The following is a 12,135-nucleotide window of genomic DNA, read 5'->3' as shown; positions in this document are numbered from 1 at the left end:
CGCCAGATAAAAAGCAAAGGGTGATAAAGCCTTGTCAATTAGGTACACTCCTTACACAAATGTTTATCATCAAAAACATATAACCTTAAAACATTATAGAAGCGTATAGATTCCAATATGGAAAACCAAAATCAAGAAGTGTCATCAGAAAAAACAGCAAAGCCTAAGCGTAGCCGCCGCCCAAATAAGCGCCCTAGAAACAACAGTGAAAAGCCAGTAAACGCAAAAAACTCTCAAGCTCCTGATTCTGTTGATGAGGCTCAGAGTGGTTCTAAAAAAGCTCCAATTTGGTCTATTGAAGACTTTCCAGTAGCGGAAGTTGAAGGTAAGTTGCGCTTTCATGATTTAAACCTTCCTGATCGCGTGTTGAAGTCTATTTCTGAAATGGGTTTTGAGTATTGCAGCGAAATTCAAGCGGAAACATTGCCGATGACCTTGCAGGGCTATGACATTATTGGTCAAGCTCAAACTGGTACAGGTAAAACAGCGGCTTTCCTAATCGCCATGATCAGCGACTTCTTAGATTACCCATTAGAAGAAAAACGTGCGAATAACTTGGCACGTGGTTTGATTATTGCTCCGACTCGTGAATTGGCCTTGCAGATTGCCGATGAAGCTGAAAAGCTAACGTCAAACTGCCATTTGAATGTTGTTTCATTAGTGGGTGGCTTGAGTTACGAAAAGCAAAAGATCGCTTTGGAAACAGAGAATGTTGATATCTTAGTGGCGACTCCGGGGCGATTATTGGATTTCGCTCGAAATCGTAAAGTGCTTTTGAATAAAGTGGAATGTCTTGTTTTAGATGAAGCTGACCGTATGTTGTCTATGGGCTTCATTCCAGATGTAAAAAGCATTATTCGCATGACACCACAGAAAGAAACACGACAAACTATGCTGTTCAGTGCGACTTTCCCGAAAGACGTGCAAGCATTGGCTCAACAATGGACTTACTTCCCGAAAGAAGTGTCTGTTGTGCCAAAAGAAGCGACAAACAAAAATATTGAGCAAGTTATCTATACTGTGGAAGCGGATCAGAAATGGCCTGTTTTGAAACAGTTGATTGAAGAAAATGGTGGTCAACGCACTATCATATTTGCGAATCGTCGCGATGAAACTCGTGATCTTTTTGAGCGTTTGCGTAAAGCGAATATTAACTGCGCTATTTTGTCTGGGGAAGTCGCTCAGGATAAGCGAGTCAAAACCCTGAAAAACTTCAAAGAAGGTTCTATTCAAGTGCTTGTTGCGACTGATGTAGCAGGGCGAGGCATTCACGTAGACAACGTTGAGCTGGTTGTGAACTATGCTTTACCAGAAGATCCAGAAGATTATGTTCACCGTATCGGCCGAACCGGCCGTGGCGGTGAATTAGGTAAATCCGTTAGCTTCGCAAGTGAAGATGACGCCTTTATGATTCCGGAAATAGAAAGAGTTGTCGGTGAGAGTATCCGTTGTGAATATATGGTAGATATGTCTCAATAAACATCGCTTACTTTTCAGTGAGATAAGATGAACTTAGAACATCACTTTTCAACGTTGGGCGATATGTTTTCATCGAAAACAGTCGTTCAGCCACTTCTTGAGCAGCGATTGGTTGAATTTAATCAGTCGCTCGCCACGTTTTTATCCATCGATATTAAATCCCCCCAAACTAAGCGTTTATTGAGCGGTGAAGATGCCGCGCCTCATAGTTTAAGTATGGTTTACGCTGGTCATCAGTTTGGTGGTTTTTCTCCTCAGCTCGGTGATGGGCGAGGTGTGTTGCTAGGGGAAGTTCGAGGTCAAGACGGTCTTTTATACGATTTGCATATGAAAGGTGCTGGTCCTACGCCTTATTCTCGTCGCGGTGATGGTCGTGCAGTGCTGCGCTCCTGTATTCGTGAGTATTTGGCGAGTGAAGCGATGGCCGCTTTGTCGATCCCAACTTCTCGTGCTTTGGGGCTTTATGATAGTCGTGAGGCGGTTTATCGTGAGCAGCCAGAAGCTGGCGCTATGTTGTTGAGAGTGGCTCAAGGACACATTCGATTTGGCCACTTTGAATACTTTTTTTATCAGGGAAAGCAGGATCAGCTAAATGAGCTGATTGACTATTGTCTTGAACATTACTATCCAGATTGTCTGAAAACAGACGCTCCATTAGAAAACATGCTCAAAGAGGTGGTGAAGCGAACCGCTCGAATGATGGCTAAATGGCAAGCGGTTGGTTTTCAGCATGGTGTGATGAATACGGATAACTTCTCATTCACTGGTGAGACGATTGATTATGGCCCTTATGGATTCATGGAAGACTATGAGCCAGATTGGGTGTGTAACCACTCAGATTATGAGGGTCGTTATGCTTTTTCTCGGCAGCCGGGTGTTGGGTTGTGGAATTTAAATTGTTTGATGAGATGTTTTTCAAAGCATTTAGAGCGAGATCAATTGGTTGCCATTCTGCAAGGTTATGAGGTTGAATTACAAACCCATTACGATGCATTGATGATGGCGAAGCTTGGGTTAGATTCCTCTAAAGACGTGCATACTTTGTTGCCGCCACTTTTTAGTATTTTAGCCAGTGAAAAGATGGATTACTCTGTGTTTTTTCGCTTGCTTAGTTATTTTGAAAAAGACGGTTTTAGTCTTTTGCTTGATGAAGTAGTGGATCGTCAAAGGCTACAGATCTGGCTGCAAGACTACCAAGCAGCGCGTATTGCTGGATCTTCAGATTGGCAGAGTGTGAGTGAATCAATGACTCAAGTTAATCCGAAATTTATACTAAGAAATTATTTAGCTCACAATGCCATTGTGGCAGCGGAACAGGGCGATTATTTACCTTTTAGGCATTTGTTAAATGTACTGACTTCTCCTTTCGATGAACACCCTGAGTCAAACTTGCTTGCTCAGCGCGCGCCTGAATGGGGTAAGTCATTAGAAGTGAGTTGCTCGTCTTAATTTGGCTTAAGATGATATTAATAGACAAAGAGAAATTATGGTTATGAAGCATTCGGTATGTGTATTAGGTGGCGGCAGTTTTGGTACGGCCTTGGCAAATATTATGGCCAATAATGGTCATCAAGTAAGCCAGTGGATGCGAAATGAAGAGCAGGTTGAAGAAATTAATTTAACTGGGTTGAATAGTCGATATTTACCTAATGCGCCATTGCATCGAGAATTGCTGGCGACGTCGAATTTAGAGCAAGCAATTCGAGAAAGTGATACGGTTTTTGTCTCAATTCCATCGAAATCTTTTGAGCAGGTTGTTCAGCGAATAGAGCCTTTGTTGACAGCGGATAAAATTTTAATCAGCACCACAAAGGGATTTAATCCAAATCGTTTTGAACTAATGAGTGATATTTTGCGTCGAAACCCTGTCACGCAAAAAATTGGTGTATTGAGTGGCCCCAATTTGGCAAAAGAGATTGCAGCAGGTCAAATGACAGGCTCTGTCATTGCGAGCTCTGATGATCAAGTTAGACAAAGAACGATAGAGTTGCTGAAGTCTCCTACGTTTCGTGTTTATGAAAATAAAGACAGTACAGGTGTGGAGCTTGCTGGCGCGCTTAAGAATATTTATGCGATTGTTTGTGGGCTTGCTAAGGCATTAAATGTCGGTGAAAACACCATGTCGATGATTATGACGCGTAGCTTGGCGGAAATGAGTCGTTTTGCTGTGCACTTTGGTGCGAACCCAATGACATTCTTGGGTTTGGCGGGAATGGGAGATTTGATCGCAACCTGTACCTCACCGTTGAGCCGTAACTATCGTGTTGGTTTTGCTATTGGTTCAGGTCAAGATTTAGAAGAAGCAATCGGTTCTATTGGAGAGGTTGCTGAAGGTGTGAATACGTTAAAAATGGTAGTGGAAGAAGCTCATAAGCACGGTTTATACATGCCGTTGGCTGAAGGTTTGTCTAAGCTATTATTTGAGGGTGCTAAGCTTGAGTCATTGATAGGTTCAATGATGACAGGTGAGCAAAAATGGGATGTGGAATTCGCGACAAATGAGGAAAGTAACAATGTCTAAGCCAGGTTATGCTGATCAGGGTTTTTGGTTTCGTTTGATTTTTATGTTGGTTTATTGGGTTGTGCTCAATATTGCGATGAGCGTTTTTGGCATCTTGTTGGTAATAGTGAGCTTGGTGAAACTTGGTTCAAAGCATGAGCCGCAAACACTATCTCTTTGGCTGAAAAGTGTTACAGCTTTTATCCAGCAGATTTTCTTATTTTTGTCTTTCGCTGAAGAGGAAAAACCTTTTCCATTCCAACCTTGGCCGCAAGAAGAGATAGATGAAGACGCTTAAACGCTTATATGTTTTGCGTCATGGTCATGCTGAACCTTATAGCTACAGTCAGGACGCACAACGAAAACTAACAGAAAAAGGTGTTGCGCAAGTTATCTCGACGGCAGAGGCTTTTGTTAAAAAAGCGGAGCATCTTGATGTTGTTTTCGTGAGTCCGTACTTAAGGGCTCAGCAAACGGCAAAAACCTTTCTTGCAACCCTTGGTGAGTCGGTTGAGGTGAAAGATTGTCCAGAAATTACTCCCGATGGTCGAGTGGTGAATGTTGCCGCTTGGCTTGGTGAGCAGGATGACAATGCGATTTTACTGGTAACACATCAGCCTTTTGTCTATCAATTAATTGATTATTTGGTTGATCAGCCCTTGCCTCTAGATCTCTCGATGGAAACCGCGACCATGGTTGCCCTCGAAGGGGAATTATTGGCTGGCGCTTGCTGCCAATATCGTTGGAAAATTTCAGCACTTTAGCCTTTTATTGGTTTGAGCTTAGGTGTTGAATAGCCGAGTCATACTTCATTCATTTATTGGTAAAAAGTACGATGGGAAATGACATAGTTTATAAACTAGGGCATACCGAAATTTCAGGTTTGCAGTGGTTGCCACAAAATACTTCTGCTTTAAAAATCTTGTCATTGCATGGTTGGCTGGATAATGCGGCTAGCTTTTCTAATTTATCTCCCCATTTTTCTGAGTTCTCACATGTTGCTTTAGATCTTGCTGGGCATGGCTTTTCTCAGCATCGGCCCGATGGCAGTTTTTATCATCTATGGGATTATGTGTTGGATGTGGTGTCGATCTTAAATCAATCGAATCAGAGTGTTTGGTTGGTTGGGCATAGCATGGGCGGCGCTGTGGCTATGTTGGTGGCTGCGATTGCGCCAGATAAAGTAAGAGGTCTGGTGATTCTGGATAATATGGGGCCGTTAAGTGGTTCGCCAGAAAACAGAGTCATGACCTTGCAGCGCTCCATTAATAAGATGCTTAAACATCGAAAAGACAGAGGCACGAGCTACAAAACAAAAGAAGCTATGACGCTTGCTCGTATGGATGGTTTTACTAAATTATCAAAAGCGGCATCGAGCTTACTTGTTGAGCGAGGTGCGAAGCAAAATGGAGAAGGCGTTTGGGCATGGCGTCACGATGGCAAGCTAACCTTCCCGTCGCCTTTTAGAATGGATGAAGAGAGCATTGAAGCTTTTATTCAGGAAATTAAGTGTCCTACTTTGGCGTTAATTGCCCGTGACGGTATTTATAAAGACGACCATTTGTTGGTTGAAAAGCGTGCCGCACAGTTTCCGTGGATAAAGCTACAATGGTTAGAAGGTAATCATCACTTTCACCTTGAGCCTGACACTTGTCTTTCTGTAGCGACGGAAATTAAGCGCTTTATTGATCAAAATTAATTTATATAGGCCAGGGAAGGTGCGAACAAGTCCACTGGCTTCAGCGTGTGGATAAACCTTTATTATTCGAGGCAAGCTTCGCAGTCCAATGTGAACATATTGGCAAGAAGCTTTTCCCTCAGTTGAATGTGGGCGATTAGGAAAATATATGGCTAAGTTTCGTGGAATATTATGCTTGTTGGTTTTGTGGTGTTCTTTTGTTTCGGCAGATGTTTCGAAGGTTGATCCGTATCGTGATGCGCAGCTTGTCAAAAGTCAGTCAGATGTTGGTGTTTTGGTTGAGGTGCCTCTTAGTAAAATTCGTCGTGCGGGGAGTGGTTGGGAGCCAGAAGAAGTCATTCGCTTAGAAGGCGATCATTTTACGTCTTTGTATAAAATAAATCGAAACGCGCTTTTGGAAGAGGTTTATTCTCATTACCGAGCAGAATTGCAGAAAAGTGGACAAGAGATTGTATTTGAGTGCGAAAGCCGTAGTTGTGGCAGCAGTAACGCTTGGGCAAATAACTTTTTTAAAGATTATCTTTTGTATGGTGCGGACCAAAGTCAGTTTTTGCTTGTTGTCAAAGACTCCACAGGGGCTTATCAGATTTTATATTTGAATCGTCGTGGTGCGGGCGATGTTATGGTGCGTCTTGATCAAGTGAAGCCGGTTAAGTTGCAAAATACGGAATTTGGTATTGTCGCTCAAATAGATGCGCAAGATATTCCTCGGATTCGTCGCTTTGTTCGAGACTTGTCTGGCGATCAAAGTGTGATCGCATTTGTGACCAGTAGTAGAGAGGGTAATCGTTCTGCTATTGGCTCTGGGGATCAACTTATTGCTGCCATTGAAGCGGGTTTGGGTGATCAGTTGAAAGCGAAGGTTCGCTTTATTAATCTGGCTGACCTTGGTCGCGAATCACTTGGTGTTAATCGTGTTTCCTTTGTTTATGAGCGTCCTTAGGTTTTAGGTATTGATGAATATGAAAAAAACTGTTGCTCTGATTTTAGGTAGTGGTGCAGCTCGTGGTAATGCGCATATTGGTGTTATTCAAGCGTTAGAAGAACGTGGTTATGAAATTATTAGTGTTTCGGGTTGTTCTATTGGTGCCATTATCGGTGGCGTTTTTGCTGCAGGTAAATTAAATGAATATCGTGAATGGGCTGAATCGTTAGATAAGGTTGGCGTGCTGCGCTTGCTCGATGTTTCTCTTTTGAATGGCGGTTACATCAAAGGTGATCGCTTTTTTGAGAAGATTCAGGGCATTATAGGTGATCTAAATATTGAGTCTTTACCTATTGATTATACTTCCGTGGCTGTGGATTTATTGAACCAAAAGGAGTTTTGGTTTCAGCGTGGAAACTTGATCGAAGCTATGCGTGCTTCTTCTGCAATTCCTTCGATTGTTGCACCTGTTTCGGTAGATGGGCAGTTGTACGTTGATGGTGGCGTGTTAAACCCATTGCCAATTACGCCTAGTGTTTCGGCTGCGGCAGATTACATTGTGGCGGTTGATTTAAATGGTCCTGCGAAATGCATACCTGATGAGATAGAGACTGAAGAGCCAGATGATAAAGAAGACGACTCTGCTTGGTGGGGAAGTGTAAAAAAACTCTTTCATAAAGGGCAGGATGATTCGGACGAGGATAAACCAAAATACTCTTCCGATTCCTGGGGGCGATTGCAAACCATCAATATGATGTTTGAAACAATGCAAGAGTCTTTGACGCAATACAAATTGGCGGGCTATCCGCCAGATTTATTGATTTCTATCCCAAAAGATATCTCAGGGTTTTATGAGTTTTGGAAGGCGAAAGAGTTGATTGATTTCGGCTATGATATCACGCTAAAAGCGATTGATGATCTAGAAACTCCTGCAGCCAACTATTACACCTTCCCTAAAGGCTATAAGTCTTAATATAGCCTCTTATTTTGAGCCTGTTTTATATAGAGGAACTGATTGGGTTTACACCTTGCTCTCGTAATAACTGACAGAGAGAAATTAAGGGTAAGCCAATCAGGCTGTTAGGATCATCTCCTTCCATTCTTTCAAATAAACTGACGCCTAATCCTTCACATTTAAAACTGCCAGCACAGTTGAGCGGTTGCTCAATCTGCACGTAATTATCTATTTCTTGTTGTGTTAGCGCTCGAAAGTACACATGGTACTCGTTTAACACATATTGATAAGACTGATCTTCTTGGCTCAATAAACAAAGGCCTGTCAGAAAACTCACTTTTTTGCCGCTAAAACTAGAAAGCTGCTTAACGGCATTTGAATGAGTGTGTGGTTTGCCTAATATTTGTTTGTCTAATACAGCGACTTGGTCAGAGCTAATGATAAGGGCATGAGATTGAGTCGATTCCTTACGGCCTTGATCGACTGCGAACGCTTTTTCTATTGTTAGGCGCTTAACGAGCGTCTCTGGGCTTTCACCGTCAAATGGTGTTTCGTCTATAGACGGTGAATGGCATTCAAAAGGTAGGTTTAAGCGTGATAGTAGCTCTTTTCTATAGGGAGAAGAGGAGCCTAAAATGAGTTTTTTTTGCATTGTTATTCAGGCATTTAATTAGAATGAGGCTGTATTTTACTTTTTTTTGAGTCGAATAGCTTAAAAGAGTGAAAAAAAACGCTTAAACAGCAGTTAGACTTTGACAATTAGAGCCCTTGGCAATATTATCTGCCGCCATGTTGAATGACACATTACCTAAATATTTTGACCCTCGTAAATACGCTAACCATGAGTCAGCGATTGAAGGGTGCATGCCTCTTAATCAATTTAAGGAGCTTTGTGCTATATTAGCCTCAGATGAGGGTGATGTATCCATTCATCTAGACTTTAGAGTTGATGAGGATAGGCGCTACATTGCGACTGGTTCATTAACAACGAAGGTTCACTTGGTGTGCCAACGTTGTATGGGGCCTGTGGCACATGATCTGACGTTAGATTTATCTTTGGCCTTTGTTTATGACGAAGATCATGCGAAAAATATACCGGCTGATTACGACCCTGTTGTCATGACCGATGGTGACGTAATCTTAGCAGATATGGTGGAACAAGAAATTATACTTGCTTTACCTATTGTCGCTTATCACGAAGAAAGTGGTTGCAACCCAACAGCTGTAAAGTATGCCTCGTCTACCGATGACGCACCGGATGACGAAAAACCGAATCCATTTAGTATATTGGCCCAATTAAAGGCCAAGTAAAGTTAGGAGCTCCAAAAATGGCAGTACAAAAAAGTAAAGTAACTCGTTCACGTCGCGGCCAGCGTCGTTCACACGATGCTTTGACAAGCGCAACTCTATCTGTAGAACAGACTACTGGTGAACTTCACCGTCGTCACCACGTTTCTGCTGATGGTTTTTATCGTGGCCGTCAAGTTATTACACCTAAAGGTGAGTAACTAAGATACCCATGATCAGGGTAGCTTTAGACGCTATGGGCGGGGACTTAGGTCCCCGCATTGCATTTGATGGTGCTGAGGAAATTCTCTCGCGCTATTATGATGTAGCCATCACTATTTATTATTCCCCTTATGCCGGATTATCCCTTCCAGTTCCTAATGAACGTTTATCTCTGATAGCTTGCTCTGATGTAATTGATGGAGATGATGAGATCGTTTTATCCTTGTTTCGTCGTCGTAATACTACGCTTTATCAATCCTTGGGTGCTTTAGCAAAAGGCTCTTCTGATGTTGCTGTAACATTGGGGAATACTGGTGCGATGGTGGCACTTGCTCGTCACATTCTTGGCTTATTAAGACCAAAGCTTTATCCTGCTTTGATTAGGGAGTTGTATTCAAACCCTTTGCGTTGTTTGGTTGATTTAGGGGCGAATGTTCACTGTCCTTCATCTATGCTGATTGGTTTTGCAGAATTGGGTGGGGCTTACGTTGAAGCCTTGAGTAATGAAGCGCCTAAAGTGGGTTTGTTGAACGTTGGGGTGGAGAGTACGAAGGGTAGTGTGGTTATTAAAGAGGCTGACTATCTTTTATCTAATAGAGAATGGCCGACTTATCTTGGTTATGCTGAAGGTTCTGAGCTGTTCGAAGGTGAAAAAAATGTCATTGTTTGTGATGGCATGGTAGGTAATGCAGTATTAAAAGCATCGGAAGGGCTTTTGTCTTTTTTGATGGGGAAATTTAAAGGGGTGGATGGTGTCTCCTCTTTGTTCGAGACTTTTTACCAAACTGAGCGTAGGCATGGTGCTTGTTTAGCCGGTGTGCGTGGCAATTTGGTAAAAGGCCATGGTTGTTCTGATGTGCCAGCAATGATTGGTGCAATCGAGTATGGCATTGATATAGCGCGAGCAGATTTATATTCTGCCATGGAAGCGCGACTTTGTGATAAGGCTTCATAGTTAGGAGATTAAATGAGTACTAAATTAGCGTTTGTTTTTCCGGGGCAAGGTTCTCAGCAGTTAGGGATGTTGTCTGATTTGGCTGAAAAGCATGATGTAATAGGGCAGACTTTTGCGGAAGCATCAGCTGTGCTTGGCTACGATTTATGGGATCTTGTGCAAAATGACGCTGAAAAGTTGAGTCAAACAGATAAGACTCAGCCTGCTCTTTTAACGGCAAGTGTTGCTTTGTGGCGCCTTTGGGAGCAACAAGGTGGTGCTAAACCTGATTATGTTGCTGGTCACAGTTTAGGTGAATATTCTGCGTTGGTGTGTTCTGGTGTTGTAGCGTTCAGTGATGCTGTTGAGCTTGTGAAATTGCGTGGCGAATACATGCAACAAGCGGTTCCAGCAGGTGAAGGTGCGATGGCAGCGATCATCGGATTAGATGATGATAAAGTTGTAGCGGCTTGTACTGCAGCAGAAGGTATTGTTAGCGCGGTTAATTTTAACTCTCCTGGCCAGGTGGTTATTGCAGGTCATGTTGCAGCAGTTGAAGCGGCAATGGCGAATGCTAAAGAAGCTGGTGCTAAGCGCGCATTGCCACTTCCTGTTAGTGTTCCTTCTCATTGTGAATTAATGATACCAGCAGGCGAAAAGTTAGCTGAAAAATTGAATTCTATCGAGTTTAAAGCGCCTTCTTGTGTGTTGGTGCAAAATGTGACCGCTCAGGCTGTATCAGACCCAGAAGTTATTAAAGCAAACTTGGTTGCTCAATTAAGTGAGCCTGTATTATGGACTCAGTCTGTAGTCTTACTTTCTGAGCTAGGTGTAACTGAAACCCTAGAATGCGGCCCAGGTAAAGTATTGAGCGGACTGAATAAGCGAATCGTTAAAGGTCTTGCTGCCTCTTCTTTAGGTGATTTATCTGGTTTTGAAGCGGCTCTATCTGCTTAGTTGATATTGATACAATTGTTTGAATTAATTGTTGGAGACAAAAATGAGTCTTGAAGGAAAAATTGCTCTAGTAACTGGAGCTACTCGTGGCATAGGTAAAGCAATTGCAACGGCTTTGGTTGAGCAGGGTGCTACTGTTATTGGTACGGCTACAAGCGAGTCTGGTGCGCAAAGTATTAGCGAATACTTAGGCGACAAAGGCAAAGGCTGGGTTCTAGACGTATCATCAAGTGAATCTGTTGATACTGTTGTAAAAGAAATTACTGCAGAATTTGGTGCGCCAACAATTTTGGTTAATAATGCGGGTATTACTCGTGACAACCTTATGATGCGAATGAAAGAAGATGAGTGGGAACAAGTAGTTAACACGAACCTTACTTCAGTATTTCGTGTTACAAAAGCTTGCCTACGTGGCATGACCAAGGCAAAATTCGGTCGTGTGATTAGTATTAGCTCTGTTGTTGGCTCTATGGGCAATGGCGGACAAACAAATTACTCTGCTGCAAAAGCTGGACTAGAAGGCTTTAGTCGTTCTTTGGCGGCAGAAATTGCATCTCGTGGTATTACAGTAAACTGTGTTGCTCCGGGATTCATTGAAACGGATATGACTAAGGTGCTTCCAGAAGAGCACAAAGCGAAATTGGTTGAAAAAGTACCTTCTTCGCGCCTTGGTCAGCCAGAAGAAATTGCGGCAGCTGTCGCATTTTTAGCGTCGCAAGGCGCTGCTTACATCACTGGTGAGACATTACATGTCAATGGCGGTATGTATATGTCGTAATTTGAGTTGAATTTTATATTTAATTCAACGAAAATACGTCTCCGGTTGATGTATAGAATCATGCCTTTTAGGTTATCGAATATTATAATTGCTCACACTGAGCTGTTAATGAGTAAAGTAGGAACTTCTAATGAGTAGCATTGAAGAACGCGTTAAGAAAATTGTATGTGAACAACTAGGTGTTAAAGAGGAAGACGTTGTCGCTTCTGCATCTTTTGTTGATGATTTGGGTGCAGATTCCCTAGACACTGTAGAGTTGGTTATGGCTCTTGAAGAGGAATTTGATACTGAGATTCCTGATGAAGAAGCTGAAAAAATCACTACTGTACAAGCAGCGAACGACTACATCAACGCTAACTTGTAAGATATTGGTTTACTGAGTTTCCCGAAAAGCCGCTT

At 42.5% G+C, this 12,135-nt stretch carries 15 protein-coding genes; 14 read left to right on the top strand and 1 reads right to left on the bottom strand.

Annotated elements, in window-relative coordinates; all coding sequences use genetic code 11:
- Positions 1–117 precede the first annotated feature (117 nt).
- The 8 genes from ACMUMQ_RS10125 to ACMUMQ_RS10090 all read left to right on the top strand — a co-directional run bounded on the left by ACMUMQ_RS10125 (position 118) and on the right by ACMUMQ_RS10090 (position 7,576).
- Positions 118–1,479, top strand: coding sequence for a DEAD/DEAH box helicase (locus ACMUMQ_RS10125; protein ID WP_414681867.1), 1,362 nt, complete (start codon positions 118–120; stop codon positions 1,477–1,479).
- A 27-nt stretch (positions 1,480–1,506) separates the two neighbouring features.
- Entirely contained in the window at positions 1,507–2,928 is a 1,422-nt protein-coding gene (locus ACMUMQ_RS10120; protein WP_414681866.1) for a protein adenylyltransferase SelO, read from the top strand.
- 43 nt (positions 2,929–2,971) lie between these two features.
- Positions 2,972–4,000, top strand: a complete 1,029-nt coding sequence (locus ACMUMQ_RS10115; RefSeq protein ID WP_414681865.1) for an NAD(P)H-dependent glycerol-3-phosphate dehydrogenase — start codon at positions 2,972–2,974, stop codon at positions 3,998–4,000.
- Entirely contained in the window at positions 3,993–4,277 is a 285-nt protein-coding gene (locus ACMUMQ_RS10110; protein WP_317003711.1) for a DUF4389 domain-containing protein, read from the top strand. The genes ACMUMQ_RS10115 and ACMUMQ_RS10110 overlap by 8 nt, the downstream gene beginning before the upstream one ends.
- Entirely contained in the window at positions 4,264–4,743 is a 480-nt protein-coding gene (gene sixA, locus ACMUMQ_RS10105; RefSeq protein WP_414681864.1) for a phosphohistidine phosphatase SixA, read from the top strand. Before ACMUMQ_RS10110 ends, sixA begins: the two co-directional genes overlap by 14 nt.
- Positions 4,744–4,814: 71 nt before the next feature.
- Entirely contained in the window at positions 4,815–5,678 is an 864-nt protein-coding gene (locus ACMUMQ_RS10100; RefSeq protein ID WP_414681863.1) for an alpha/beta fold hydrolase, read from the top strand.
- 148 nt (positions 5,679–5,826) lie between these two features.
- Entirely contained in the window at positions 5,827–6,621 is a 795-nt protein-coding gene (locus tag ACMUMQ_RS10095) for a DUF4892 domain-containing protein (protein ID WP_414681862.1), read from the top strand.
- Positions 6,622–6,640: 19 nt separating this feature from the next.
- The gene (locus ACMUMQ_RS10090; protein WP_414681861.1) at positions 6,641–7,576 is read left to right on the top strand and encodes a patatin-like phospholipase family protein; all 936 of its coding nucleotides are present in this window, start codon (positions 6,641–6,643) and stop codon (positions 7,574–7,576) included.
- Between the two features lie 25 nt (positions 7,577–7,601).
- Here ACMUMQ_RS10090 and ACMUMQ_RS10085 read toward each other — a convergent pair whose 3' ends face one another.
- Positions 7,602–8,210 carry a Maf family protein gene (locus ACMUMQ_RS10085; RefSeq protein WP_414681860.1) on the bottom strand — a complete coding sequence of 203 codons (609 nt, stop codon included), beginning with the start codon at positions 8,208–8,210 and terminating at the stop codon, positions 7,602–7,604.
- 116 nt (positions 8,211–8,326) lie between these two features.
- Here ACMUMQ_RS10085 and ACMUMQ_RS10080 point away from each other — a divergent pair, with 116 nt between their 5' ends.
- The 6 genes from ACMUMQ_RS10080 to acpP all read left to right on the top strand — a co-directional run bounded on the left by ACMUMQ_RS10080 (position 8,327) and on the right by acpP (position 12,100).
- Positions 8,327–8,869 (top strand): YceD family protein, encoded by a 543-nt coding sequence (locus ACMUMQ_RS10080; RefSeq protein ID WP_414681859.1) that lies wholly within the window; start codon positions 8,327–8,329, stop codon positions 8,867–8,869.
- A gap of 17 nt (positions 8,870–8,886) precedes the next feature.
- Complete coding sequence (rpmF, locus tag ACMUMQ_RS10075) at positions 8,887–9,066, top strand: 50S ribosomal protein L32 (protein WP_013661159.1); 180 nt, start codon at positions 8,887–8,889, stop codon at positions 9,064–9,066.
- 11 nt (positions 9,067–9,077) lie between these two features.
- Positions 9,078–10,022: a fatty acid synthesis protein gene (locus ACMUMQ_RS10070; RefSeq protein ID WP_414681858.1), complete on the top strand. Its 945-nt coding sequence runs from the start codon at positions 9,078–9,080 to the stop codon at positions 10,020–10,022.
- 12 nt (positions 10,023–10,034) lie between these two features.
- Positions 10,035–10,958 carry an ACP S-malonyltransferase gene (gene fabD / locus ACMUMQ_RS10065; RefSeq protein WP_414681857.1) on the top strand — a complete coding sequence of 308 codons (924 nt, stop codon included), beginning with the start codon at positions 10,035–10,037 and terminating at the stop codon, positions 10,956–10,958.
- A 43-nt stretch (positions 10,959–11,001) separates the two neighbouring features.
- Positions 11,002–11,736, top strand: a complete 735-nt coding sequence (gene fabG, locus ACMUMQ_RS10060; protein WP_414681856.1) for a 3-oxoacyl-ACP reductase FabG — start codon at positions 11,002–11,004, stop codon at positions 11,734–11,736.
- Positions 11,737–11,866: 130 nt separating this feature from the next.
- Positions 11,867–12,100: an acyl carrier protein gene (gene acpP / locus ACMUMQ_RS10055; protein ID WP_012069834.1), complete on the top strand. Its 234-nt coding sequence runs from the start codon at positions 11,867–11,869 to the stop codon at positions 12,098–12,100.
- Positions 12,101–12,135: the final 35 nt, after the last annotated feature.

Source organism: Marinomonas algae (genome assembly GCF_047525555.1).
Classification (GTDB): Bacteria; Pseudomonadota; Gammaproteobacteria; order Pseudomonadales; family Marinomonadaceae; genus Marinomonas.
The sequence above is the reverse complement of the archived record's forward strand: the minus strand, read 5'-3'. Positions and strand labels throughout refer to the sequence as shown.